General features: G+C 70.3%; 21 protein-coding genes, 2 tRNA genes and 1 pseudogene. 20 read left to right on the top strand and 4 right to left on the bottom strand.

Annotated features, from left to right (window positions below):
• Positions 1–41: 41 nt before the first annotated feature.
• Together RPQ07_RS24600 and RPQ07_RS24605 are read right to left on the bottom strand one after the other, a co-directional pair.
• Positions 42–644: an acyltransferase gene (locus RPQ07_RS24600; protein WP_313946347.1), complete on the bottom strand. Its 603-nt coding sequence runs from the start codon at positions 642–644 to the stop codon at positions 42–44.
• 56 nt (positions 645–700) lie between these two features.
• Entirely contained in the window at positions 701–2,530 is a 1,830-nt protein-coding gene (locus tag RPQ07_RS24605) for a hypothetical protein (protein WP_313946348.1), read from the bottom strand.
• A 364-nt stretch (positions 2,531–2,894) separates the two neighbouring features.
• On the opposite strand from RPQ07_RS24605, the gene rplU reads away from it, so the two are divergent.
• The 11 genes from rplU (at position 2,895) to RPQ07_RS24660 (ending at position 16,785) form a co-directional block, all read left to right on the top strand.
• On the top strand, positions 2,895–3,215 hold the full coding sequence (gene rplU, locus RPQ07_RS24610) for a 50S ribosomal protein L21 (RefSeq protein WP_223774625.1): 321 nt from the start codon (positions 2,895–2,897) through the stop codon (positions 3,213–3,215).
• A gap of 14 nt (positions 3,216–3,229) precedes the next feature.
• A complete protein-coding gene (gene rpmA / locus RPQ07_RS24615) occupies positions 3,230–3,487 on the top strand; it encodes a 50S ribosomal protein L27 (RefSeq protein WP_313946349.1) in 258 nt (85 codons plus the stop codon).
• 130 nt (positions 3,488–3,617) lie between these two features.
• On the top strand, positions 3,618–5,054 hold the full coding sequence (gene obgE / locus RPQ07_RS24620; protein WP_313946350.1) for a GTPase ObgE: 1,437 nt from the start codon (positions 3,618–3,620) through the stop codon (positions 5,052–5,054).
• Positions 5,055–5,298: 244 nt separating this feature from the next.
• Entirely contained in the window at positions 5,299–7,374 is a 2,076-nt protein-coding gene (locus RPQ07_RS24625) for a glycosyltransferase family 4 protein (RefSeq protein WP_313946351.1), read from the top strand.
• A gap of 192 nt (positions 7,375–7,566) precedes the next feature.
• On the top strand, positions 7,567–9,066 hold the full coding sequence (locus RPQ07_RS24630; protein WP_313946352.1) for a bifunctional cytidylyltransferase/SDR family oxidoreductase: 1,500 nt from the start codon (positions 7,567–7,569) through the stop codon (positions 9,064–9,066).
• Positions 9,067–9,201: 135 nt separating this feature from the next.
• Positions 9,202–11,319: a hypothetical protein gene (locus tag RPQ07_RS24635; RefSeq protein ID WP_313946353.1), complete on the top strand. Its 2,118-nt coding sequence runs from the start codon at positions 9,202–9,204 to the stop codon at positions 11,317–11,319.
• Between the two features lie 145 nt (positions 11,320–11,464).
• Positions 11,465–12,592, top strand: a complete 1,128-nt coding sequence (proB, locus tag RPQ07_RS24640; protein ID WP_313946354.1) for a glutamate 5-kinase — start codon at positions 11,465–11,467, stop codon at positions 12,590–12,592.
• Positions 12,593–12,724: 132 nt separating this feature from the next.
• Positions 12,725–13,255, top strand: a complete 531-nt coding sequence (locus tag RPQ07_RS24645; protein WP_313946355.1) for a hypothetical protein — start codon at positions 12,725–12,727, stop codon at positions 13,253–13,255.
• A gap of 347 nt (positions 13,256–13,602) precedes the next feature.
• Positions 13,603–14,895 (top strand): glutamate-5-semialdehyde dehydrogenase, encoded by a 1,293-nt coding sequence (locus RPQ07_RS24650; RefSeq protein ID WP_313946356.1) that lies wholly within the window; start codon positions 13,603–13,605, stop codon positions 14,893–14,895.
• A 100-nt stretch (positions 14,896–14,995) separates the two neighbouring features.
• Positions 14,996–15,598, top strand: a complete 603-nt coding sequence (locus RPQ07_RS24655; protein ID WP_313946357.1) for a hypothetical protein — start codon at positions 14,996–14,998, stop codon at positions 15,596–15,598.
• A gap of 110 nt (positions 15,599–15,708) precedes the next feature.
• Positions 15,709–16,785: a hypothetical protein gene (locus RPQ07_RS24660; protein WP_313946358.1), complete on the top strand. Its 1,077-nt coding sequence runs from the start codon at positions 15,709–15,711 to the stop codon at positions 16,783–16,785.
• Positions 16,786–17,184: 399 nt separating this feature from the next.
• On the opposite strand, the gene RPQ07_RS24665 is transcribed toward RPQ07_RS24660, so the two are convergent.
• Positions 17,185–18,264 carry a M48 family metallopeptidase gene (locus tag RPQ07_RS24665; protein WP_313946359.1) on the bottom strand — a complete coding sequence of 360 codons (1,080 nt, stop codon included), beginning with the start codon at positions 18,262–18,264 and terminating at the stop codon, positions 17,185–17,187.
• 133 nt (positions 18,265–18,397) lie between these two features.
• Here RPQ07_RS24665 and RPQ07_RS24670 point away from each other — a divergent pair, with 133 nt between their 5' ends.
• The 8 genes from RPQ07_RS24670 to RPQ07_RS24705 all read left to right on the top strand — a co-directional run bounded on the left by RPQ07_RS24670 (position 18,398) and on the right by RPQ07_RS24705 (position 23,655).
• Positions 18,398–18,562, top strand: a complete 165-nt coding sequence (locus tag RPQ07_RS24670; RefSeq protein ID WP_313946360.1) for a hypothetical protein — start codon at positions 18,398–18,400, stop codon at positions 18,560–18,562.
• A gap of 137 nt (positions 18,563–18,699) precedes the next feature.
• Positions 18,700–18,861 (top strand): hypothetical protein, encoded by a 162-nt coding sequence (locus tag RPQ07_RS24675; RefSeq protein WP_313946361.1) that lies wholly within the window; start codon positions 18,700–18,702, stop codon positions 18,859–18,861.
• 38 nt (positions 18,862–18,899) lie between these two features.
• Positions 18,900–19,523 carry a nicotinate-nucleotide adenylyltransferase gene (nadD, locus tag RPQ07_RS24680; protein ID WP_313946362.1) on the top strand — a complete coding sequence of 208 codons (624 nt, stop codon included), beginning with the start codon at positions 18,900–18,902 and terminating at the stop codon, positions 19,521–19,523.
• Between the two features lie 19 nt (positions 19,524–19,542).
• Positions 19,543–21,276 carry an LCP family protein gene (locus RPQ07_RS24685; RefSeq protein WP_313946363.1) on the top strand — a complete coding sequence of 578 codons (1,734 nt, stop codon included), beginning with the start codon at positions 19,543–19,545 and terminating at the stop codon, positions 21,274–21,276.
• Positions 21,277–21,419: 143 nt separating this feature from the next.
• Entirely contained in the window at positions 21,420–21,851 is a 432-nt protein-coding gene (gene rsfS / locus RPQ07_RS24690; protein WP_313946364.1) for a ribosome silencing factor, read from the top strand.
• Positions 21,848–22,510 (top strand): histidine phosphatase family protein, encoded by a 663-nt coding sequence (locus RPQ07_RS24695; RefSeq protein WP_313949016.1) that lies wholly within the window; start codon positions 21,848–21,850, stop codon positions 22,508–22,510. Before rsfS ends, RPQ07_RS24695 begins: the two co-directional genes overlap by 4 nt.
• A 160-nt stretch (positions 22,511–22,670) precedes the next feature.
• A tRNA-Ala gene (locus tag RPQ07_RS24700) sits at positions 22,671–22,743 on the top strand.
• A gap of 678 nt (positions 22,744–23,421) precedes the next feature.
• Positions 23,422–23,655, top strand: coding sequence for a hypothetical protein (locus tag RPQ07_RS24705; protein WP_030494108.1), 234 nt, complete (start codon positions 23,422–23,424; stop codon positions 23,653–23,655).
• Here the strand turns inward: RPQ07_RS24705 and RPQ07_RS24710 are convergent.
• Positions 23,636–24,802, bottom strand: a pseudogene (locus RPQ07_RS24710) (glycosyltransferase 87 family protein); the annotation flags it as partial. The gene RPQ07_RS24705 and the pseudogene RPQ07_RS24710 sit on opposite strands and share 20 nt — an antisense overlap.
• A gap of 123 nt (positions 24,803–24,925) precedes the next feature.
• On the opposite strand from RPQ07_RS24710, the gene RPQ07_RS24715 reads away from it, so the two are divergent.
• Positions 24,926–24,998, top strand: a tRNA-Ala gene (locus RPQ07_RS24715).
• The last annotated feature ends 65 nt before the right edge of the window (positions 24,999–25,063 follow it).

Genomic DNA, 25,063 nt, shown 5'->3' on the forward strand with positions numbered 1-25,063 from the left:
CCTCTCGGAAGCCCGGGCCCGCTGCCTTTGCCGGAACAGTCTCAGACGGCCTGCTCCTCGAGCACGCCGTCCTTCTCCACGTACCGGGCGCCGCTCTGCGGGCACTCCCAGACGCCGGACTCGCCCTCGCGCTCCACCAGACGGACACCGTTCTTGCCGACCCAGCCGATGTGCCGGGCGGGGACGCCGACGACCAGCGCGAAGTCCGGTACGTCCTTGGTGACCACGGCGCCCGCGGCGACCATGGCCCAGCGGCCGATCCGCACCGGCGCGACGCACACGCACCGCGCTCCGAGCGAGGCGCCCTCGGCGACCTTGACGCCCACGGCCTCCCAGTCACCGCCGCGCTTCTGGTTGCCCTCGGGGTCCACGGACCGCGGGTTGTGGTCGTTGGTCAGCACCACGGCGGGGCCGACGAACACGCCGTCGCCGAGCTCGGCGGGCTCGTACACGAGGGCGTAGTTCTGGAGCTTGACGTTGTCGCCGATCTGCACACCGGTTCCGACGTAGGCGCCGCGCCCGACGACACAGCCCTTGCCGAGCCTGGCTCCCTCGCGGATCTGGGCGAGCTCCCAGACGCTGCTTCCGTCGCCGATCTCGGCACTCTCGTCGACCTGGGCGGTGGGCTGGACCCTGTAGTTCACTTCTCTGCCTTCCGGTGCGCGGCTTCGCCCGGCGAGCATACGACCAGCGGCGCGATTCAGCGTCTGCGGGCCCAGGCCTTCCTGAGCTGGAGCGCGTAGAAGAGGGAGGCCGCCGTGGGGACGAGCGTGCGGTACCAGCCGACGTCCGGGGAGAGCCAGCCGTAGACCGCCGCCGGGACGAGGATCACCAGGGCCACGATCCGCAGCGTCCACCAGCGCCGGGAGCGCGGGACGTGCAGCGCGGGGGTGCCGAGGTCCGTCGACATGGTGTCGCGGATGCCCTTCAACACCCCACGTCTGGCGAGGAGTCGGGCCTCCGGCAGGTCTCCCAGGATCTCGTCGCGCTCGCCGAAGCCGTCCGGGACGGGCGGCAGTCCCAGCACGGTCACCAGCTCCGCCTGACGCCGAGCAGGATCGTTTCCGCCGCGCAGCAGCGTGATCAGCGGGCGCAGGTCGGTGACCGGGAAGACGCCCGCGACGGCCTGGGCGGTCGCGGCCGCCTGCGCGTGGTCGACGACCGGGGCCGCGGGGTCCCACAGATGCGTGGCGCGCACCTTGCCCTTGTGGAACAGGGTGAAGCTGTAGCGGTCCGCGGTGCGGCGCAGCACCAGCGCGGGCCACTTCTCCGCGGTGGTGAAGTTGTCGGCCGCCGCCGTCAGCAACTCCTCGCCGCCGGCGAGCGCCGCGCGCCGGCCTGGGGAGGGGTCGGGGACGAGTTCGACATAGCTCGCTCCGGAGGGCGCGGGGGCGATGCGCAGCGAGACGCCGCACATCAGCGCGGCCTCGGCGACCTGGTGCGGCGGGGCCGCGGCGATCGCCAGCGAGCGCGGCGCGAGGACCGGGAGCGCCGCCGAGGCGGCAGGCGCGCTCTGCGGGGGCCTGCTGAAGAACGGCGTCCGGGACGCGACCTGCATCCGTACACCGAGGCGGAACTCCAGGAACTCCTTGCGGCTGTCGCCGATGTACGCCCACGGGAACTCCCGCGCGTGCACCCCGATGGCCCGGAAGGTGTCCAGCGCCTCCGACCAGCGCTCGCCGAGGATCAGCATCAGCGCCAGATGGTTGCGGAAGCCGGCCGCGTCCGGGTCGCCCGGCTCGTACCAGGCGGAGAGCTCCTGGGCCCGTGTGATCGCTGCGGCCACCCGGGCCTCGGGGATCGGACCGCCCTGGGTGGAGTCGTCGGAGACGACCTCGTACTCGACGGCGGCGAGCAGCGGCAGCGCGTTCAGCTGCGAGCCGGGCAGGGCGCCGTCGGCGGCCCGCTCGGCGAAGGCGAACATCTCCTCGTGCGAGCCGTACCACTTGGCGCACAGATACTGCAGCGCCGTGGCATGGCAGCCGTAGTGGTGCGGGGAGCGGGCGACGGCCTCGGCCCAGTACGCGTCGAACACCTCGCGCGGCGCCTGGATGCCGCGTGCGTGGGTGAGCGCGACCTGCCACGGCACGGGGTCCGTGGGGCCCAGCTCGGTAGCCGCGGCGATCACCGGCAGGGCGTCGTCGAGCAGGGTGAAGAAGGCGCGGAACTGGTCCTCCGAGACATGGCTGGCGCGGTGACCGGTCCGTATCTCCCAGGCCTGCTGGATGCTGAGATCGGCCTTCACCAGCGTCGCGTCGGGGTCCTCGGGCGCCGCCGCCAGCCAGCCCTCCAGCCAGCCCGGGTTGTGCAGCGCGCACTCGGCCAGCGCGCTCACGCAGCCGCTGCGCCGCTCCCACTGAGCGCCGAGCCGGGTCTCCGCCAGCAGCTCACGGGCGGGGCCGGCGTCACCGGCGGCGGCCGCGGTCAACGCGGCCCGCAGCGCCGGGTCGGTGACGGCGCCGACGGTCACGGCCTCGTCGGGCGGCAGATCGGCGCCCACGGACGAGCCGTGGCGGAGCATGCGAGGCATGGATATGAAGGAGCGCAGGGGCACGAGCGAATATTGAACAGGCAGTGGCGGACATCCACCAGAGACGGGTACGGGGGACATCCGGAAGGAAGACGGGTACGGGGGACATCCGGCAGGAAGACGGGTCCGCGGGGAGACCCGGCGCGAGGCCGTCGCGGGCGATGCGGACCCGGTTTGACCCTCCGGAGCGCGGCCCGTAACCTTGTCCCTCGGTGTGTTTCCGTACGCACCTACCCCTGAGCAACTTCCTCCCCAGGGCGTTCACCGCCCGGGAGAGGCCGCTCGTCCTTCCGGATCGTCGCAGGCCCCGGCCTGTGTGAGCGGCTGGCATCAGGGGGCCGTTCCGAGTGAGAGAGAGATCCGCGTGTACGCCATCGTGCGCAGCGGTGGTCGCCAGCACAAGGTTGCTGTCGACGACATCGTTGAGGTTGACAAGATTCCCACTGCCAAGGTTGGCGACACGGTCGAGCTCTCGACCCTGCTCGTTGTCGACGGCGACGCTGTCACCAGCGACCCGTGGGTGCTGGCCGGTATCAAGGTCACGGCCGAGGTCGTGGACCACCACAAGGGCGCGAAGATCGACATCCTTCGCTACAAGAACAAGACCGGCTACCGCCGTCGCCAGGGTCACCGTCAGCAGTACACGGCGATCAAGGTCACCGGCATCCCCACGGCTGCGAAGTAAGGGACTGAGGAGAGATGGCACACAAGAAGGGCGCATCGTCCACTCGGAACGGGCGCGACTCCAATGCTCAGCGGCTCGGCGTGAAGCGCTTCGGCGGTCAGGTCGTCAACGCCGGTGAGATCCTGGTCCGCCAGCGCGGCACCCACTTCCACCCGGGCACGGGCGTCGGCCGCGGCAGCGACGACACGCTGTTCGCGCTGGACGCCGGTGCGGTGCAGTTCGGCACCCACCGTGGCCGCAAGGTCGTGAACATCGTTCCGGTCGCCGTCTAATTCGGCTGCTGTAGAGCGGTTTCTGCGGAGGCGGACCTCACTTCCCCCACGGGAAGCGGGTCCGCCTCTGCTGCGTTATGCGTAAGACATTTCAGTACTCTCTGACATTTCCGTATCTGGAGGCACACCCATGACCACCTTCGTGGACCGCGTCGAACTGCATGTCGCCGCGGGTAACGGAGGCCACGGCTGCGCCTCCGTTCACCGGGAGAAGTTCAAGCCGCTCGGCGGACCCGACGGCGGCAACGGCGGCCGTGGCGGTGACGTCATCCTGGTCGTCGACCAGTCGGTGACCACGCTGCTCGACTACCACCACAGTCCGCACCGCAAGGCCACCAACGGCCAGCCCGGTGCCGGTGACAACCGTTCCGGCAAGGACGGTCAGGACCTGGTCCTGCCCGTACCGGACGGCACCGTCATCCTCGACAAGGACGGCAACGTCCTCGCCGACCTGGTCGGACAGGGCACCACCTTCGTCGCGGGCCAGGGCGGCCGCGGCGGCCTCGGCAACGCGGCGCTCGCCTCCGCCCGCCGCAAGGCCCCGGGCTTCGCGCTGCTCGGCGAGCCCGGTGAGGCCCGTGACGTCGTCATGGAGCTCAAGACCGTCGCCGACGTGGCACTCGTCGGCTACCCGAGCGCCGGCAAGTCCTCGCTGATCTCGGTGCTCAGCGCCGCCAAGCCGAAGATCGCGGACTACCCCTTCACCACGCTCGTCCCGAACCTCGGTGTAGTCACCGCCGGATCGACCGTCTACACCATCGCGGATGTGCCCGGCCTGATCCCCGGAGCCAGCCAGGGCAAGGGCCTCGGCCTGGAGTTCCTGCGCCATGTGGAGCGCTGCTCCGTGCTGGTGCATGTGCTGGACACCGCGACGCTGGAGTCCGACCGCGACCCGGTCTCCGACCTCGATGTCATCGAGGACGAGCTGCGGCAGTACGGCGGCCTGGACGACCGTCCGCGGATCGTCGTCCTCAACAAGATCGACATCCCCGACGGCCAGGACCTCGCCGACATGATCCGCCCGGATCTGGAGGCCCGCGGCTACCGCGTCCTCGAGGCGTCGGCCGTCGCGCGGACCGGTCTGAAGGAGCTCTCCTTCGCCCTCGCCGAGATCGTCGCCGAGGCGCGCGCCGCCAAGCCCGTCGAGGAGGCGACCCGCATCGTCATCCGCCCGAAGGCCGTCGACGACTCGGGATTCACGGTCGTCCGCGAGGAGGAGAGTTTGTTCCGGGTGCGCGGCGAGAAGCCGGAGCGCTGGGTCCGCCAGACCGACTTCAGCAACGACGAGGCCGTCGGCTACCTCGCCGACCGGCTCAACCGCCTCGGCGTCGAGGAGCAGCTGATGAAGGCCGGTGCCCGGGCGGGCGACGGCGTCGCCATCGGCCCCGAGGACAACGCCGTGGTCTTCGACTGGGAGCCCACCGTGATGGCGGGCGCCGAGATGCTCGGCCGCCGCGGTGAGGACCACCGGCTCGACACGCCCCGGCCCGCGGCCCAGCGCCGTAAGGACCGGGACGCCGAGCGGGACGACCCGCAGCGGGAGTACGACGAGTTCCACCCGTTCTAGGCCGACGGGTAGTTCCACCCGTTCTCAGCCGACGGGTTCCCCGGCCCGGGCCGACGGGTTCACCCGTTCCAGGCCTGCCGGCCCGGTCGTTCTTTCTGTGCCCCGCGACGGTGTGGCGGGAGGTGGATGGCTCCGATGAACCGGATCATTTTCGGTGCATGGTGCGAAACAACCTCCCGCCCGCAGTGACCGTCTTCTACGCGGGGGTGGGGTGAAGAGCCCCAGCAGACCGAACGGAGCGACGGTGAAGATTTCCTTCCTCATCCATACGATTTACGGGATCGGCGGAACCATCCGCACGACCCTGAATCTGGCAGAGGAACTCGCCGACCGGCACGAGATCGAGATCGTCTCGGTGTTCCGGCACCGCGACGCACCGCTCTTCGCCATCGATCCGCGGGTCGACGTCGTACCGCTGGTGGACACCCGCCCGGCGTCGCCCACCAGCGAGCTCAAGCATCCGCTCCACCTTCAGCCCGCCGAGCTGTATCCCGGCACCGACGCGCGCCAGAAGGAGTACAGCCGGCTCACCGACGAGCGGGTGCGGGAACACTACGCCGCCTCCGACGCGGACGTGATCATCTCCACCCGGCCCGGACTGACCGCCTACATCGCGCAGTTCGGACCGGAGCGCGCCGTGCTCATCGGCCAGGAGCACATGTCGCACAACCATCACAAGCCCGCGCATCGCGCCGAGATGTATCCGTATCTCACCCGGCTCGACGCCTTTGTGACGGTCTCCGAGGGCGACGCCGCCTCCTACCGGGAACAGATGCCGCTGCCGGACACCCGGGTGCTGGCCATTCCCAACAGCGTGCCCGAGCCGGTCGTCGAGCCGTCCGACACCTCGGGGACGACGGTCGTCGCGGCGGGGCGGCTGGCCTCGGAGAAGCAGTACCACGTCCTGATCGAGGCGTTCGGCAAGGTCGCCGCGGTCCGTCCGGACTGGACGCTGCGCATCTGCGGATGGGGCAAGGAGAAGGACCGGCTGCGCCGCCGCATCGACGAACTCGGCCTCTACAACAGCGTCCATCTCATGGGCCCGCGCTCACCCATCGAACCGGAGTGGGCGAAGGGTGCGATCGCCGTTTCCACCTCCCGTCACGAGTCCTTCGGCATGACGCTCGTGGAGGCCATGCGCTGCGGACTGCCGGTGGTGAGCACCGACTGCGACTACGGCCCGCGGGAGATCATCGCCGACGGGGTCGACGGGCTCCTCGTTCCGGTCGGCGACGCCGACGCCGTCGCGGCCGCCCTGCTGCGTCTCATCGATGACGAGGACCTGCGCCGGCGGATGGGCGCGGCGGCCCGCCGCAACGCCCGGCGCTTCGACCCCGGCCCCGTCGCCAAGCAGTACGAGGAACTGTTCGCCGAACTCGGCGCGACGACCGCCTCGCGCGGCGCCGCCCATGTCGCGGCGCAGGAGACCGCCGGCGAGGGGGAGTTCGCCCCGGTCGCGGACTGCGTCGTGGCCGATGACGGTGGTCTGGTCGTCACGCTCCTTCCACGAAACGCACACGGCTACGGCGGTCCGCCCCTCGGTGGAGGCGGCGCGCTGCGGCTGGTGTGCAGCCACCCGGACGCCGCGGTGGCCGACCGTGTCCACCCCTTCGACAAGGAGGGCCGGGCGACCGTTCCCGCGCACGAGGAGTTCGCGGAAGGCGTGTGGACCTGCCATGCGGAGCGGGAGGGCGGCGAGCGCGTGGCGCTCTCGGCGCGCGCCGTCGACCAGCGCGGAGCCATGAGGACCGCCGGCCGTACGACGCCCGGGGAGGCCGTGCGCCAGCTCGTCCCCTATGTCAGGCACGGATCGCTGTCGCTGCGCTCCTGGTCACGGCCGGTGCACGCGGAGGTCGCCGGCATCCGGGTCTCCGGGCGGACGTTCACGATCGACGGCCGGCTGCTCGGTGAGGGCGTACCGGACGGCGAGCCGGTCCTGCTCATGCGCCGTCGCGGAAAGCACGCGCTCGAGCTGTCCTTCGACGCCGTCCGTGAGGGCGCGGACAGATTCCGGGTCACCGTGCCCGTCGCGGAGCCGGTGACGGGGCAGGTCGACGCGCACGATGTGTGGGATCTGTGGCTGAGGTATTCGCCCGGCGCCGAGCCGGTGCGGCTGGCCCGCATTCTCGACGATGTCGTGGAAAAGGGATCTCTCTTCCCTTATCCCGGCATCGAAGTGCCGAAGAAGAGATCTCTGACAGGATTGCGGTCGATGGCTCGCAAACTCGGTGTCGGGCCGCGGGAAAAGGTCACCGTCAAGGTCTTCTACAGCGCCGCCAACGAGCTCGTCCTGAATGTTGTGGACAAACCGATCGGGTAGCGAAGCGCACATCGCGACATTTGTGGTGTCAGTCACCCCTTGGCCGGGGCAATCGTGGGTCATTTCCCTGGCCACGGGGTGAACATCGCGTTTCGCCGAGGTGTGGGGTGCCGGTCGTCCGCCTTGCGGGACGGTCACGGAGAGTGCGACGATCGGCCCCGTCCCCCACTCACCTCAAGGTAGGTCGTCCCTGTGTCTGTGCCGCACGTAGCCAAACCCCGCACCACAGCCGTTGTGCTCGCCGGTGGCACCGGCCAGCGTGTGGGGCTGTCGATCCCGAAGCAGCTGCTGAAGATCGCAGGCAAGGCTGTCATCGAGCACACACTCTCGATCTTCGAGCAGGCCGACTCCATCGACGACGTGATCGTCCTGATGGCACCGGGTTTCGTGCCCGATGTCGAGAAGATCATCGCCAAGGCCGGGCTGACCAAGGTGGCCAAGGTCATCGAGGGCGGCTCGACCCGCAACGAGACGACCGAGCGCGCCATCGCCGCGCTCAGCGAGGGACTTGCCGAGGGCGAGGACCGCAACGTCCTCTTCCATGACGCTGTCCGTCCGCTTCTGTCACAGCGAGTGATCCAGGACTGTGTGGACGCGCTCGACCGCTTTCAGGCCGTCGATGTCGCCATCCCCTCCGCGGACACCATCATCGTCACCCGTACCCACGGCGAGGACGGCGAGTTCATCACGGACGTGCCGGACCGCTCACGGCTGCGCCGCGGCCAGACGCCGCAGGCCTTCAAGCTGTCGACGATCCGCAAGGCGTACGAGGTCGCGGCGGGCGATCCCAACTTCCAGGCCACCGACGACTGTTCGGTGGTCCTGCGCTATCTCCCCGACGTCCCGATCCATGTCGTCGCGGGCGACGAGTACAACATGAAGGTGACGCAGCCGGTCGACGTCTTCATCGCCGACAAGCTGTTCCAGCTGGCCTCGACGGCCGCGCCCCGCCAGGCCGGCGAGGCCGCGTACCGCGAACTGCTCGCCGGCCGCACGCTGGTGGTCTTCGGCGGTTCGTACGGCATCGGCGCGGACATCGCCGAACTGGCGAAGAAGTACGGCGCCAAGGTCTATGCGCTGGGCCGCTCCACGACCGGCACCCATGTCGAGAACCCGGAACACGTCGACGACGCATTGTCGAAGGCGTACTCCGAGAGCGGCCGTATCGACTACGTCATCAACACCGCGGGCGTGCTGCGTATCGGCAAGCTCGCGGAGACGGACAACAGCACCATCCGCGAAGCGCTGAACGTCAATTACCTGGCGCCCGTGCAGATTGCGCGTGCTTCTTACAAGTACCTGGCGGAGACGAAGGGGCAGCTGCTGCTCTACACCTCCTCCAGCTATACGCGCGGTCGCGCCGAGTACAGCCTTTACTCGTCCACGAAGGCCGCCATGGTGAATCTCACCCAGGCGCTCTCGGACGAGTGGGCGAACGACGGAATCCGGGTGAATTGCGTCAACCCCGAGCGCACCGCGACCCCGATGCGCACCAAGGCCTTCGGTGTGGAACCCGACGGCTCTCTCCTCTCCTCCGAAGCGGTGGCGAGGACCTCCCTGGACGTTCTGCTGTCCGAGCTGACCGGCCATGTGATCGATGTGCGGCAGCAGGATCCGACCCGTGAGGCGAGCGAGGCCTCGGGCTTCGAGCAGGCGCTCGCCGCGGTCCTGGACCGCGAGGGCGATATGTAATAATCCATCGTTAAAGCATTTATCGGGCTTTCGTGATCCGCCGCGACGCGAAATGCGGAAGCTCGACTTCGTGAAGCTGTGACTTCACAATTCCCGCAAAAAGGATCAACCGGCACCCCTTGGAGCAGGTTCTTCGTGATTTCGACCGCCATTCGTCTGGCACGCGTGGGCAGCAGGTCAGAGCTGGCCGCGGCAGCTCTGATGGGACTCGGCTATCCGTGCGTCATGCTCGCGGCCCTCGTCCCGAGCATCTGGCTCTTCGCGGTCTCGGGTGCCGTGACCTACGCGGCGGACTGGTATCTGCACCAGAAGGGCAGCTACCTGGTCAACCGACTCAGCAAGGTCCGGGTCGGTCTGCCGATCCGCTTCCTGCTGCGCCAGTTGCTGCTGGTCCTGCTGCTGGCTCGTGAGGGCCTCGCGGAGACCCCGCTCTTCTACACCGCCATCGCCGGCTTCCTCATCTTCTACGGCCTCCAGGCGCCGCACGGAGCTCTCGCGACCCTGATCCGCCTGCGCCGCACCATGCCGGTCGTCACGCGCAACGTGGACCTCGGCACCGTACGCATCCCGGACGCCCCGCCGAAGGCGCTCCTGCGCCGCTCCGGCGAGAAGATGCTCCACCTCGACATCCCCGCCATGGCCGGTGTGCTGATCGCGGCCGTGTCCGGCAAGGACGCCATCGGTTACGCGGGCGTCGCAGCGACCCTCCTCCTCGGGGTCCTCTACACCGCCGCGCTGGCGCCCTATCTGCGCCGTCACCGCCGGGTTCCGGGCGCCGCCGCCGTGCTCAAGGCCGTGAGCGCCTGGCTGCTGGAGTACCGCCCCACGGTCGTCCTGTACTTCTCCGGCTCGGACGAGTCCGCGTACCAGATCAACATGTGGCTGGACACGATGGAGCAGGTCGACGGCCGGCCGCTGATCCTCATGCGCGAGCGCAGCCTGGTCTCCAAGCTCAACGTGACCGCCGTCCCGGTCATCTGCGTCCCCGGCGGCACGCACCTGATGAACCTGGACCTCTCCACGGTCCGCGTCGCGCTCTACCCGGCCAACGTCGGCAAGAACATCCACCTGCTGCGCGTCCCCACCATGAAGCACGTCTTCATCGGGCACGGCGACAGCGACAAGCTGGCCAGCGTCAACCCGTTCAGCAAGGTGTACGACGAGGTCTGGACGGCCGGCCGCGCGGGCCGCGACCGCTACGCACTCGCCGACGTCGGGGTGCGTGACGAGGACATCGTCGAGGTCGGGCGCCCGCAGCTGGCCCCCATCCAGAGCTGGACCGGCGCGGCCAGGAACCCCATCCCGACCGTTCTGTACGCCCCGACCTGGGAGGGCTGGGACGACAACCCCGGCAACACCTCCCTGCTGCTCGCCGGCGAGAACATCGTCCGCCGCCTGCTGGAGGCCGAGAAGCCGGTACGCGTCGTCTACAAGCCGCACCCCTTCACCGGCATCCGCAACAAGAAGGCCAGGGCCGTCCACGAGCGGATCACCGCGATGGTGCGGGCCGCCGCCGTCGAGCGCGCCACCGACCCCCGCTGGACGGCACAGGGCGCCGCCGCTGCGTCGGAGCACGCCGCGGCCCAGGCCGAGCTGACCCGCGTCGCCGCCGAGTTGAACAGCCTCGCCAAGCCCGGCCGGGCCGGCGGGGACGAGTCGGAGGTGTCCCGGGTCTCGCTCGCCGACCCCGTACGCCTCGAAGAGATCAAGCGGCTGCGCGCCGAGTGGAACGACGCCTACTGGCGCTCGTTCGGCTGGTGGGAGCACCGGGTCGTCACCGGCTCCGAGCCGAAGCTGTACGACTGCTTCAACGAGGCCGACGCGATGGTCTCCGACATCTCCAGCGTGGTCTCGGACTTCATGGCGAGCGGCAAGCCGTACGCCGTCACCGACTCCGCCGCGCTGGGCATCGACGAGTTCAAGCGGCAGAACACCGCCGCCCGGGCCGCCGTGATCCTCTCCAACAGCGCGGAGGAGCTCAACGAACTCCTGGACGCCGTCACGTCCCCCGAGTTCGACCTGCTGGCGGGTGCCCGTCAGGAGCTGAAGGAGTACCTCCTCGGCCCCGACCACCCCACCTCCATGCAGCGGTTCAACTCCGCGCTGCGCACGCTCCAGGCAGGCGCGGAGGCGCGCAACCTCGGGGTCGAGCAGCGCATCGGGGGACAGCTGCTGGGCGAACTCGACCGTGAGTCGGACTCCGACAGCGAGTCCGTCGACACCGAGGCGTCCGAGGCGTCCGTGGCGCGCTGACGCCACGCACGATCCGTCCACGGAGCCCGTACGGCACCACGCCGTACGGGCTCCGCGCGTTCACCGGCCCACCGGCGGTCCCGGCGCCTGTCCAGCGGGTGAAATGGACAGGCACCCGCCGCACGGCCTGACATAGATTCGGCGTGTGACAGTGGCAAGACAACAGGTAACGCAGGCCCGCAGAATCGTCGTCAAGGTCGGTTCGTCCTCGCTGACCACCGCGTCCGGCGGACTGGACGCCGACCGTGTCGACGCGCTCGTCGACGTGCTCGCCACGGTCCGCGGCGCCGGCGAGAAGGAGATCGTGCTGGTCTCCTCCGGTGCCATCGCCGCCGGCCTCGCGCCCCTGGGTCTCGCCCGCCGGCCCAAGGACCTGGCGCGCCAGCAGGCGGCCGCCAGCGTCGGTCAGGGACTGCTGGTCGCCCGCTACACGGCCTCGTTCGCGCGCTACGGCGTACGCGTCGGGCAGGTGCTCCTCACCAGCGACGACACCAGCCGGCGCGCCCACTACCGCAACGCCTACCGCACCCTGGACCAGCTCCTCGCCATGGGCGCCGTCCCGGTGGTCAACGAGAACGACACCGTCGCCACCGACGAGATCCGCTTCGGCGACAACGACCGTCTCGCCGCCCTCGTCGCCCATCTCGTCCGGGCCGACCTGCTCGTGCTCCTGTCGGACGTCGACGGTCTCTACGACGGAGACCCCTCCCGGCCCGGCACCGCGCGCATCGACGAGGTGCACGGCCCCGCCGACATCGAGCACGTCCAGATCGGCTCGGCCGGCAAGGCCGGGGTCGGCACCGGCGGCATGGTCACCAAGGTCGAGGCGGCGAGGATCGCCGCCGCGGCGGGCGTCCCCGTCGTCCTCACATCCGCCGTCCGGGCCGCGGACGCCCTCGCGGGCCGCGGCACCGGGACGTACTTCCACAGCACCGGGCGACGCTCGGCCGACCGGCTGCTCTGGCTCGCCCACGCCTCCACCCCGCAGGGCGCCCTGATCCTGGACGACGGCGCGGTCACGGCCGTCGTGCACGGCAGGAAGTCCCTCCTGCCGGCCGGAATCGCCGCGGTCGAGGGCGAGTTCAGCGCCGGGGACCCGGTCGAACTGCGGGACGGCGACGGCCGTGCCGTGGCCCGCGGACTGGTCAACTTCGACGCCAAGGAGATCCCCCAGCTCCTCGGCCGGTCCACCCGCGAACTCGCCAAAGAGCTCGGCCCGGCATACGAGAGAGAAGTCGTACACAGGGACGATCTGGTCGTGCTGCACCCCTGAAACGGCTGAAAGTCCAGCCATCCGGCAGAGACCTTCACCAAAAGCGCCCCACGTTCCGCCCAGGACTGGTCAACTTTGTTGCGGGGGAATGGCGGGGTACCGCAGGACGACACAGGCAACAGGAGGCCGCCGGTGAGACGAGCGCGCCCAGGGGATGTGCCCCGAGGGGCCGGGGGCGTCCCCCATGCCCGTAGGGCTGTGGGCGAGGAACGGACCCTGACCAGCGTCGAGGCGGGCGCCGACTTCGACGACGCCGAGGAGACGGCGGAGCTGTCCGCAGGCCCGCAGGCGGAGTCGGACTCCCGTGTCGAGGACCGCGAGCAGTCGAAGCTGTGGCACATCACCCTCAGCGTCTCCGGTGCGGAAGCCCCGCTGAAGGAGGTCAGACGCGGTCTCGAGCAGCTCGCGCACGACCATCCGTTCCTGCTGACCAGCCGCTATGCCAACGACCACGCCGAGATCCGCTACTGGGAGGAGGCGCGGGACCTGCACGACGCCGCCGCGGTGGCGCTGCGGCTGTGGGGCGAGCACCGGTCGAGCGCCAGGCTGCCACCGTGGGAGATCGTCGGCCTGGAGGTCATCGACCGCCAGACCTACCACCAGCGGATCGCCGAGGGCTACGGCCCGCCACCGGCGGCCCCGGTGGGGGTCCATCCCTTCTGAGCCTTTCCGGGCCGTGCCGGTCAGGGCGGAGTACGACGGTTCGGGGCATGCGGGGTCGCGAGTGCGGGGCTGCGGTGCGTACGGGGCTGCGGTGCCTGCCCGGCCGCGCGGCGGTGCGTGCCGGGATCCAGAGACCGGCATCCTGCGAGGCGGGACCCTGCGAGGTACGGCCGGCTCCGGGCCCGGCTCGCTGCTCCGGCCCAGCAGGCCCCGGGTACGGCAGGCCCCGTGGCCGCGCTCCGTGCCGGGCCGTCGCTCCGTGCCGGGCCGTACGGGGTTTCGGGCGTTCTGTCTCGCAGTGCGGAATACGTGCCGGACGGCGGCGGCGGGCGCACTACCCTGCGGGTATGACGACGTCCTCGCCGCTCTCGCCGTACGACAACCTCTCCCCGGTCGCCAAGGCCGCCTACCGCGCACGCGGCGCCGCCGCCGACCTCGCCCCGCTGCCGCGTTCGGCGAAGGACGACGCGCTGCTGGCGATCGCCGACGCCCTCGAGGTGAGGACGGCCGAGATCGTCGAGGCCAACGCCGAGGACGTCGCCCGTGCCCGCGAGGCCGGCACCGCCGAGTCGGTCATCGACCGGCTCACCCTCACACCCGAGCGGGTGCGCGCGATCGCCGCCGACGTACGCGATGTCGCGGCGCTGCCCGACCCCGTCGGCGAGGTGGTCCGCGGCTCGACCCTGCCGAACGGCATCGACCTGCGTCAGGTCCGCGTCCCCCTGGGGGTCGTCGGGATCATCTACGAGGCCAGGCCGAACGTCACCGTGGACGCCGCAGCCCTGTGCCTCAAGTCCGGCAACGCCGTCCTGCTGCGGGGCTCGTCCTCGGCCATTTCCTCCAACACCGCGCTGGTGCGCGTCCTGCGCGACGCGGTCGGCGGCTCGGGGCTGCCCGCCGACGCGGTGCAGCTCGTGCCCGGCGAATCACGCGACTCCGTCACGGAGTTGATGCGGGCCCGCGGTCTGGTGGACGTGCTGATCCCGCGCGGGGGCGCCGGTCTGATCCGTACCGTCGTCGAGGAGTCCACGGTCCCCGTCATCGAGACCGGAACCGGCAACTGCCATGTGTACGTGGACGCCGAGACCGACCTCGACATGGCCGTCGACATCCTCATCAACTCCAAGGCGCAGCGGCCGAGCGTCTGCAACGCCGCCGAGACCCTCCTCGTCCACCAGGACATCGCGGAGGCCTTCCTGCCCCGCGCGCTGGACGCGCTGGCCGACGCGGGGGTGACCGTGCACGGAGATGACCGGGTGCTGGAGTACGCCGACGTCACCAAGGCCAAGGTCGTGCCCGCGACGACGGAGGACTGGGAGACCGAGTACCTCTCGTACGACATCGCGGCGGCGGTCGTCGACTCCCTGGACGCGGCCGTGGGGCACATCCGGCTGTGGTCCTCCGGGCACACCGAGGCGATCGTGACCACCTCGCAGGCGGCCGCGCGCCGGTTCACCCAGTTGGTCGACTCGACCACGGTCGCCGTGAACGCGTCCACCCGATTCACGGACGGTGGCCAGTTCGGCTTCGGCGCCGAGATCGGCATCTCCACCCAGAAGCTGCACGCCCGCGGCCCGATGGGGCTTCCGGAGCTGACCTCGACCAAGTACATCGTCACCGGAGACGGTCACACACGGTAGTCAGAGGGCCATCCCTCGCGGGCCGTGCGCTGCGTCAACGCCGCGGGGAACCTTCCCTTTCCGACTGCCCAAACCGACCGGCCAGGTCTACTCTGATTCCGTGCCGGACGACGTGGGGGGCAGGCCGTTCCCGGACGGCTGGGAGCCCGACGACGACCGCGGAGGCGCGGACGAGGACTTCGCCTCCGTGGTGTTCGACGAGGACTTCGTCAGGGCCGCCGAGATCCATGAACCGACCGCCGTCGAGCGGTTGCTCGCCGCCGCCCAGGCCCGTGCCGAGGCAGAGGCGGCCCGCGCCGGATCGGGGATGGGCCACCCCGACGAGGAGTTCTACGACGACGGGTACAGCCCCTACAGCCGTGAGTACGGCTACGACGACGGCGACGCCCGGGACTTCGACGAGGAAGCCGGCCCCTACGGCAGACACGGAGGGGCTCTGCGCCCCTACCGGGGCAGCGCCCGCTGGCACCGTCCGGTCGCCTGGCTCCTCGCGCTGCTGATGGGCATAGGGATGGTCGCCCTCGCCTTCACGGCCGTCTACCGGGGCGCCTCGGGCAACCGCCAGGACCAGGTGCCCCCGCCCGCCACGACCGGCGTCGACACGACCCCGTCGAACGGCTCCGTCGGCGACCGCGTCGGCGGCCCCTCCGCCTCCGCCGAGTATTCGGCGCCCGCGGTGTCCGCCTATCCCCGCACCCCCTGACCTGCCGCTGATCACCCGGGGTGGTCACCTGAACGGCTGAGTGAGAACTCGTCAGAGTTTGTCGAGCGGCAGCGCGTTTACTGACGGCCCGGCAGACCTACCCTGAAAGTATGGCTGGTCGCGGAGACCCGCCCGAGGGGACACCCGAGGGGCTCCCCGGCGGTGGAGAGGACGAGTACCGGTCCGTCGTCTTCGACGAATCGTTCGTACGAGCTGCGCGGCTTCAGGAGTACTCCGCGCAGGAGCGGATGGCCGATCACGCACGCGCTGTGCGCAGCCTCCCCGGCTGGTCCCGCAGGAGCGGCTCCAAGCAGTTCCTGGTGCTCCTCCTTCTGGTCGCCATCGCCTTCGGCACCGCCGTCTACCTGGGCGTGCGGCACCCGTACCAAACGCCTGCGACGAAGCAGGCCGAGCCCTTGCGCATCACCGTCATCCCGCTCGCGCCCCAGGGGCCCGTCCCCGGGGGCGACGCCGCGCAGCTCTTCGCCCGGAGCCCCGCAGCGCACTTCCGCGTCGGCGCGTCCGGCATCAGCTTCCCGGGAGCCAGGCCCACCAGAAACTTCTCGGAGAGCCAGGTCATGACCGCACTGACCATCGCCAAGGACTACCTGGTGCAGTCCTCGCTGGATCCCGACGTCCTGACGGGCGGCGCGGTGCGGCCGGTGCGGCTGCTGCTCGACCCCGACCAGCAGATGCAGTTCGACCGGAGCATGTCCACACCGGTCGCCGACGGCCACCACGCCGCCACCGGCTGGCTGGTGCGCTTCGATCCGGCGAAGGTGGCCCTGGCCGACCCCGAGGTGCGGGTCCGGGGCACCCTGCGGATAGCCGAGGTGGGACCCGCCGCCCTGGAGGTGACGTCGGACCACACCTTCGCCTACGCGCTGCGCCCGGCGGTGGCGAACGGCGCGAAGGCCGGCGAGGCCTCGCTGTTCACCGTCCGCCGCGAGCTGCGCTTGCGCTTCGACCGTGACGACCTGCGTCAGCACCGCACGGAGCTGATGGTCAGCTCCGTCCAGGCGGGACCGCAGGCCTGCTCGGACGATGCCTCCGGCACGCTGCGGCCGCTGCTCGCCGGACAGCGGGCCGGCGCGGGCGCCCCGGCGGGCACGGACCCGTACGCGACGGGCCAGACCACGGCGGCCCTGTGCGGCTCCCTGTCGCCGAGCGCCCTGCCGAGCCCCTGAGGAGCCGGCAGCCCTCCGGGTAGTGAGGGGCCGGCGGCCGACAGCCGCCCGATGGACGCACCAAGGGCACGGCGGCTGACGACCCGCACGGTTGGCGTTCGAAGGGCCCGGCGGCCGCCCGATGGACGTCCGGCTCCGGGCACCGGCTCCAGGTACCTGCTCTCCGGGGCCGACTCGGCTCAGGTACGGACTCCGAGGGGGGCCGGTCTGGGCGCGGGCCCCGGGGGCCGACTCGGCTCCAGGCGCCGCTCTCCGGGGCCGCCTCCGCTCAGGTACCGACTCCGAGGCCGGTCCGGGCGCGGGCCCCGTCGCGGCGACAGGTCCGGACGCCTGTCCCCGCTCCGGGTCCGGCTCCCGCCCGTCCCCGTCCCCGTCGCCCCCGCGCGGCCGACTCCGGCGTCAGGCCTCGGCGCCGGTTCCCTTGGTGTCGCTCGAACCCGAGCCGCCGCCCGAGCCGTTCGCCCCGGTGAACTTGTCGCGGAGCTTCCCGCCCAGGTCGCCCGCGCCGCCGGCTATGTCGCCGACCAGCTTCATCAGCGGATCCTTGCTGGTGCGCACCGTGTCCGCGTAGTGCGAAGCGGACTCGCGGAACGAGTCGGTGACCGAGGTGTCCTTGTCCTCGTCGCGCCGCGGGTAGTGGCCGTCCATGATCCGCTGGTAGTCGCGGCTCTCGGCCCACTTCTTCAGCTCGGCCGCGCGGACCGTGGTGAAGGGGTGCGACCGGGGCAGCACATTCAGGATCTTCAGCACGGAGTCGCGCAGGTCGCCGCCCGCCTCGTACTCCTCGGCCTGCTGGAGGAACGCGTCGACGTTCATCTCGTGCAGGTGATTGCCGCCGGCGATCTTCATCAGGCCGCGCATCGACGCCTGAAGGTCCTGACCGACGAGCAGACCGGCCCGGTCGGCGGAGAGCTCCGACTTGCGGAACCACTCGCGCAGCGCGGTCACGATCGCCATGATCGCCACATTGCCCAGCGGGATCCACGCGACCTTCAGTGCCAGGCCCGTGAGGAACAGCAGGATCGTGCGGTACACGGAGTGGCCGGAGAGGGCATGACCCACCTCGTGGCCCACGACCGCCCGCATCTCCTCCTCGTCCAGCAGCTCCACCAGACCGGTGGTCACCACGATGATCGGCTCGTCCAGGCCGATGCACATGGCATTGGGCTTCGGATCCTGCGCCACATACATCGCCGGGACCTTCTCCAGGTCCAGGATGTAGCAGGCGTCCCGCAGCATGGTGTTGAGGTGCGCGAACTGGGCGTCGCTCACCCGCACCGAGTCGGAGAGGAACAGCAGCCGCAGGCTGCGCTCCGGCAGAAGCCCGCTCAATGCCTTGAACACGGTGTCGAAGCCGCTCAGCTTGCGCAGGGCGACCAGCGCGGAGCGGTCCGCGGGATGTTCGTACGCCCGAGAAGAGATGCCCGGGAAGCGCTTGCGCTGCCGGCTCGGCACGTTCTCGTGATTGCTTTCGGTCATTCAAGCCCCCTGTTGACCTGATGGTCCGCGATACGAATCGCTCGCTCGTCCCCCTGACGGACCCCAGCGTAGGTGCTGGGACTACCGTGTGCCGGGGGCTGTGGATAACTTCGGAGTCAGGAGTGCACCCGACATGCCGGACACCGCCGCACTGCTCGCCGCAGCGGCCGGGCAGCAGGGACTGGGCAACACCCTGCGCGTGGCCCTGATCACGTTGATCGTCGGAGGCGCACTGCTCGCCTGGTTCCTGTTGCGCGGCTACCGCGGAAACGGCGCCGACGACAGCGACAACGACTGAGTCGGCGTGAGCGTGCCCGGGTGGCCCGCATACGATGTGCCCGAAGTCTCTTCGCTCTGTTTCCGACGTCCCCGCTGTTCCCCTGTTTCTTCCGAATCCCGAGCTCCGACTCCCGATCGATAAGGGTCCTGCTGAAGATGAGCCTCGCCAGCACCGCCGCCAACCTGGTCACTCTCGCCGAGGGCGCCGAGCACAGCGGCAACCACCAGAGCCTCAGCCCGTACCTCACCGGTGGCGGCGCCTTCCTCGCGCTGCTTCTGCTGCTGTGGATCACCACCCGCTTCAACCGCGACCGCTGAGGCCTGGCCGGCCGGAGGTGCCAGTAGGCTCTGCACGCATGGGAGAGCAGGAAGTGGCTACGGGCTCCGGTTCCGGCAGGCGTCGACTCGGCGTCATGGGCGGGACCTTCGACCCGATCCACCACGGACACCTGGTGGCCGCCAGTGAAGTGGCCTCCCTGTTCCATCTGGACGAAGTCGTCTTCGTGCCGACCGGACAGCCGTGGCAGAAGGGTCACAAGGTGGTGTCCCCGCCCGAGGACCGCTACCTCATGACCGTCATCGCCACGGCGTCCAACCCGCAGTTCTCCGTGAGCCGGATCGACATCGACCGGCCGGGGCCGACGTACACGATCGACACCCTGCGGGATCTGAGCAATCTCAACGCCGACGCGGATCTGTTCTTCATCACCGGCGCCGACGCCCTCTCCCAGATCCTCGGGTGGCGCGACGCCTCCGAGCTGTTCTCGCTCGCCCATTTCATCGGAGTGACCCGGCCGGGGCACGATCTGACGGACGACGGGCTGCCCGAGGGCGGGGTCTCCCTGGTGGAGATCCCGGCGCTGGCGATTTCCTCGACCGACTGCCGGGCGAGAGTCGTGAAGGGCGATCCGGTCTGGTACCTGGTGCCGGACGGCGTGGTGCGCTACATCGACAAGCGCCAGTTGTACCGCGGCGAATGAGCCACGGAGAGGGGCACCGGTGAACGACCAGCAGAATCCTTACGACCCGTACTACCAGCAGCCGCAGATCATCGGCTACGACGAGTACGGGCAGCCGGTCTACCAGCAGCCCCAGCAGTACGACCCTTACACGCAGCAGCAGCCGCAGCACACTCAGCAACAGTCCTCCCAGCAGCACCCTCAGCAGCAGGGCGGCGAGCAGGGGTACGGGTACGACCCGTACGCGGAGTACCAGCAGCAGGGCACCGCACAGCCCCAGTCGTACGACCCCTATGCCCAGGCACCCCAGCAGCAGAACCGGGCCGGGCAGGGGTACGGATACGACGGATACGGATACGGCTACGACACGGGGCAGCAGCCCGCGGCCGTCGACACCACGCAGCAGTGGACCGTTCCGCAGCAGCAGCCGTCCCCCGAGCCGCCCGCCAGGACCGCGCCGGAGCCCGAGGCGGCGCCCGAGCCGGGTGTGCCCGGCCAGCGCCGGCCCGACGACGACCGGGACTACCGCACCGAGCAGTTCTCCTTCATCGAGGAGCCCGACGAGGACTCCGAAGATGTCATCGACTGGCTGAAGTTCACCGAGAGCCGCTCCGAGCGGCGCGAGGAGGCCAAGCGCCGCGGCCGCAACCGCGTCGTCGGACTCGTCGTCGCTCTCGCTCTCGTCGTCGTGGGCGGAGTCGGCTACCTCTGGTACGCGGGCAAGATCCCCGGACTCTCGGACGGCGACAAGGCCAACACCGCCGCCGCCGGCCCGCAGAAGCGCGACGTGATCGTGGTGCATCTGCACAACACCAAGAAGCAGGGCACATCGACGGCCCTCCTCGTCGACAACGTCACGACCAAGCAGGGCACCACCGTCCTCCTCCCCAACTCCCTCTCGGTCGGCAACGACGACGGGACCACCACCACGCTCGGCAAGTCCGTGGAGGACGACGGCTCGACGGGCACCCGCGACGCCGTCGGCTCCCTCCTCGGCGCGAAGATCACCGGCACCTGGCGCCTCGACACCCCGTATCTCGAGAATCTGGTGGAGCTGGTCGGCACGATCGACCTGACCACCGACGCGCAGGTGCCCGGCGCCAAGAAGGGCGAGGCGCCGCTCGTGAAGAAGGGTGAGAACCAGACCCTGAACGGGCGGGCGGCCGTCGCCTACGCCACCTACCTGGCACCCGGCGAGGCCGAGGCCAAGCAGTTGCAGCGCTTCGGCCAGGTCATGCAGGCAGTACTGAAGAAGTTCCCCGACGAGCCGGGCTCCGCGACCGTCACGGTGGAGACGCTGGCGCAGATCCTCGACCCCTCGCTGACCGAGAAGGACCTCGGCGCCTCGCTCGCCAAGCTCGCCGAGCGCGCCAAGGGCGGCGACTACAAGACCGCCCTGCTGCCGGTCCAGGAGGACGGCACGCTCACGCAGCAGGCCTCCAGCAGCGTCGTCAAGGACATCCTGGGCGGCTCGGTGACCGCGCCCGACAAGGACGCGGCCGTACGGGTCGGCATCAAGAACGGCACAGGGGACACCTCGGCCACCGAGACCGCCCGGATCTCCCTGGTCAACGGCGGCTACTCGGTACTCGACAGCGGCAAGGCGGACACCGAGTCCACCTCGGCGGTCACCTACGCGGACGCGGCGCAGAAGGCCAAGGCCGTCGAGGTCGCCAAGACGCTCGGACTGCCGGAGAGCTCGGTGAAGAAGGGTGCAGCCACGGCGAACGCCGATGTGACCGTCGTCCTCGGCCAGGACTTCGGGAAGGACTGACGCGCGCTCGGCCGGAGCGGGGCCCGGACCGCCTTGGGGCGCCCGGGGTGACGCGATGATCACGACGTGAATGATCACGGCGTGGGCTGTCGGCGGTCCGTGAGACCCTTGTGAGGTATCAGACCGCCGACGAAAGCCTGCTTGTGACCGCCACGGACCGCTCCATCGAGCTCGTCAGCCTCGCCGCCCAGGCGGCGGCCGACCGGCTCGCGCACGACATCATCGCCTACGACGTCAGCGACGTGCTGTCGATCACCGACGCCTTCCTGCTCGCGTCCGCGCCCAACGACCGCCAGGTCAAGTCGATCGTCGACGAGATCGAGGAGCGGCTGAACAAGGAGCTCGGAGCGAAGCCGGTCCGTCGTGAGGGGGACCGCGACGCCCGCTGGATCCTTCTCGACTACATCGACATCGTGGTGCACGTCCAGCACAGCGAGGAGCGTGTCTTCTACGCCCTGGAGCGCCTGTGGAAGGACTGCCCCGAGCTGCCGCTGCCTGATGACGCGCTGAAGACCCGCGGCAAGGCCGACGAGCACGCCCGGCTCACCGGCGACCCGGAAGGTGAGCTGAGCTGAACGGCACGGATCCCCGCAAGCGCGCCACAGGTCGCCGTGTCGTCCTGTGGCGGCACGGCCAGACCGCGTGGAACCTGGAGCGCCGCTTCCAGGGCACCACGGACATCGAGCTGACCGAGGACGGTGTCGCCCAGGCGCGCCGGGCCGCCCGGCTGCTGGCCTCGCTGAAGCCCGACGCGATCATCGCCTCGGACCTCCAGCGCGCCGCCGCGACGGCTGCCGAGCTGGCCGAGATCACCGCTCTCGACATCTCCTACGACGCCGCTCTGCGGGAGACCTACGCGGGTGTCTGGCAGGGGCTCACCCACGAGGAGATCGTCGCGCAGCACGGCGAGCAGTACGCGGCCTGGAAGCGCGGCGAGCCCGTGCGCCGCGGTGGCGGCGAGCTGGAGTCCGAGGTGGCCGACCGCGCCGCTCCCGTGGTCCTTCACCACGCGGAGAAGCTCCCGGAGAACGGCACCCTGGTCGTCGTCAGCCACGGCGGCACGATCCGCACGACGATCGGCCGGCTGCTGGGCCTGGAGTCGCACCACTGGGAGAGCCTCGGCGGCCTCTCCAACTGCTGCTGGTCGGTGGTCGGCGAGGGCGCGCGCGGCTGGCGGCTGCTGGAGCACAACGCCGGCACCCTCCCCGAGCCGGTCCTCGGCGACGACGACTGACCCGTCGCGAAGGGGGCCCCGCGACGACGAGAGGCCCCTCGCGGACGGGTCCGTCGTGGCCACGACCGGGCCTCTGGGCCCGCGGCCCCCGGATTTCACTTTCCGGCAGGTCGCAGGCTAAAGTTCTTCTTGTTCGCAGCGCGGAGCGCGAAGAACACGCGGGGCTATAGCTCAGTTGGTAGAGCGCCTGCATGGCATGCAGGAGGTCAGGAGTTCAATTCTCCTTAGCTCCACAATCCGGATCCCGTCCTCGTCCGAGGGCGGGATTTCGCGTTTCCCCCGGACCCGGTCCGCCTGCGGGCGTCCGACCGGCGCACATCTCCGCACGGCATGATCACCGCTCCGTCGACTCCCCGCGGACACCAGGCAGTTGGCCGGCTCCGGCTGCCGGCGCGTGCGAACCAGGCGCTGCTTCGTGCCGACACTTGTGCAAAGCGCCCTTGTGCCGGGCGGGTTCGCGCTCCCCGCGCGGGCGTCCGCGGACAGCCGCGCTCCGGCGAAACGGAAGCGACGGCGGACCTCTTCCGTACCTCGCTGCCCCGCCGCCGGAGCGGGCCTCGCGCTCGCCCACAGCCCCGCACGCACCCGTGCACTCTCCGCCGTACGTCAGGAAGCGGCGGCGTACGCGGTGATCTTGCGCTCTGTGGCCGGTCTCGTACGCAAACGCCGCTGACCCCCTTGCCATGCCGTGGCAGAATCGGACGGCCGGAGGGGACACCGGCCAGGATGGGAAGGGGAGCACAATGTCCGCCAGCAGGAGCAAGGAGGCCGATGACCTGCTTGCCGCGGCGGAGATACGCGCTCTCCTCAGCTGCCCTTCCTGCGGATCGGCGCATGTTGCCCAGGTCCTCGGCGACAACGGCGGAGTTTCTTTCGTGTGCACGTCCTGCGGCCACAGCTGGAGCTGAGTGATGGGTGCACACAGGCGTAAATGCGACTGGTGCGGCAGTGGTACGCCCATCGTCCGGGACATGGATCCGGTCAATCCTGATTACCAGTACTGGTGCGAGGAGTGCGCGCGGGCGCTGATCATAAAAGGCGACCCGATCGAGACGTACCGGGAACTGGAAGGCGAGCCGATCTACGGCCGTCTTCTCGACGAGCACTGCACACTGAAGCGGTTCTACTCGTTCGCCACAGCGTGACCGCGGCTGACGCGGCAGTCAGCGCGTAGAGCGCCGAGAGGGCCATCTGCCCGCCGTTCTGGGCGAGTTCGGGCCGGTGCTCGCCGTGCGGCACCCACCACAGCGCGTACGAGCAGAACACCAGCCCCACCGTCGCCGCCCATCCCGTCCTGCCGCACGCCGCGAGCGCGAGCACCAGAGGTACGCACCAGACCCAGTGGTGCGACCAGGAGACAGGGCTGATCAGCAGCGCGGTCACCCCGCAGACGACGACGGCGCAGGCGTGGTTCTCCCGCCGTGCGGCGCTCACGGCCATGGCGAGGCCCGCCGCGGCGACGAGAGCGGCCGTCAGGGGCCACCACGGCCCCGGATCGGGTGTGTGCAGCAGTCGGGAGAGCACCCCGCGCAGCGACTGGTTGGCCGTGTCCTCGGCGTGGCCCACCCGGCCGGCCGCGAACACCGCCGACGTCCAGTAACGCCGCGAGTCGTGGGGGAGGAGCAGCGCGGTCGCGAGCGTGGCACCGAAGAAGGCCGCCGCGGCGGTCGCCGCGCCTCGTAGCCACATGTTCCGTCCCGTCCGGCGGACCAGAGCCATCCCCGTCACCAGCGCGAACAGCGCGAAGAGCGCGGGAGTGAGCTTCACCGCGGCGGCGAGACCGATACCGACGCCCGCCCACCGGGACCCCGCCCGGCGGGTGACGTCCCACAGCACCGCGACCGCCAGCAGCAGATTGACCTGGCCGTACCGCAGCGTCGTCCACACCGGCTCGCACCACACGGCGGCCGCGGCCACCCACAGCGTGCCCGTGCGCCGGTCGGCGTGCGGGTGGGTGAGGCGCAGCGACAGGGCGGCGAGCGCGACGAGCAGCAGCAGATTCCCCGCTGTGGCCAGAGCGCGCATCTCCGGGACGCCGACCAGCGTGAGCGGGGTGAACAGCAGGGCGGCGAACGGCGGATACGTCATGGGCAGGCCCGCCTCGGTGACGCGCAGCGCGTAGAGGTCGGCCCCCTGCCGTACGGCCGTCCCCTCGGCCCGGTAGACGAGCAGGTCGATCATCGAGACGCCGGCCGCACGCTGGGCCGCCCAGAAGGCCGCGAACGAGAGCAGACAGACCGACGCGGCCGTGAGGGTGTGGCGGCGGGCACGGAGCAGCGCGATCACGGTCACGAAGGGGGACGTTACCGCCCTCATCCGCGCAGACCGGAAAGGATTTGGTGAAGCGCCGTGGAGGGCGTTAATGTTGTCGACGTCGCCGCGAGGGAAACCCTCGATCAAGGCGGCACATCGCACGGGGCTATAGCTCAGTTGGTAGAGCGCCTGCATGGCATGCAGGAGGTCAGGAGTTCAATTCTCCTTAGCTCCACAGAACGATTCATCGGAAGATCCCGTCGGGCCCTCGCGGCCGGCGGGATTTTTTGTTGTGCGGGA

Source organism: Streptomyces sp. AM8-1-1, assembly GCF_032229325.1.
GTDB lineage: Bacteria > Actinomycetota > Actinomycetes > Streptomycetales > Streptomycetaceae > Streptomyces > Streptomyces achmelvichensis.

Coding starts and splice junctions, on each gene's coding strand:
- RPQ07_RS24605 (WP_313946348.1), bottom strand. CDS start 2,530: ATGCCTCGCATGCTCCGCCACGGCTCGTCCGTGGGCGCCGATCTGCCG.
- rpmA (WP_313946349.1), top strand. CDS start 3,230: ATGGCACACAAGAAGGGCGCATCGTCCACTCGGAACGGGCGCGACTCC.
- obgE (WP_313946350.1), top strand. CDS start 3,618: ATGACCACCTTCGTGGACCGCGTCGAACTGCATGTCGCCGCGGGTAAC.
- RPQ07_RS24650 (WP_313946356.1), top strand. CDS start 13,603: ATGACGACGTCCTCGCCGCTCTCGCCGTACGACAACCTCTCCCCGGTC.
- RPQ07_RS24660 (WP_313946358.1), top strand. CDS start 15,709: ATGGCTGGTCGCGGAGACCCGCCCGAGGGGACACCCGAGGGGCTCCCC.
- RPQ07_RS24665 (WP_313946359.1), bottom strand. CDS start 18,264: ATGACCGAAAGCAATCACGAGAACGTGCCGAGCCGGCAGCGCAAGCGC.
- RPQ07_RS24670 (WP_313946360.1), top strand. CDS start 18,398: ATGCCGGACACCGCCGCACTGCTCGCCGCAGCGGCCGGGCAGCAGGGA.
- RPQ07_RS24675 (WP_313946361.1), top strand. CDS start 18,700: ATGAGCCTCGCCAGCACCGCCGCCAACCTGGTCACTCTCGCCGAGGGC.
- nadD (WP_313946362.1), top strand. CDS start 18,900: ATGGGAGAGCAGGAAGTGGCTACGGGCTCCGGTTCCGGCAGGCGTCGA.
- RPQ07_RS24705 (WP_030494108.1), top strand. CDS start 23,422: ATGGGTGCACACAGGCGTAAATGCGACTGGTGCGGCAGTGGTACGCCC.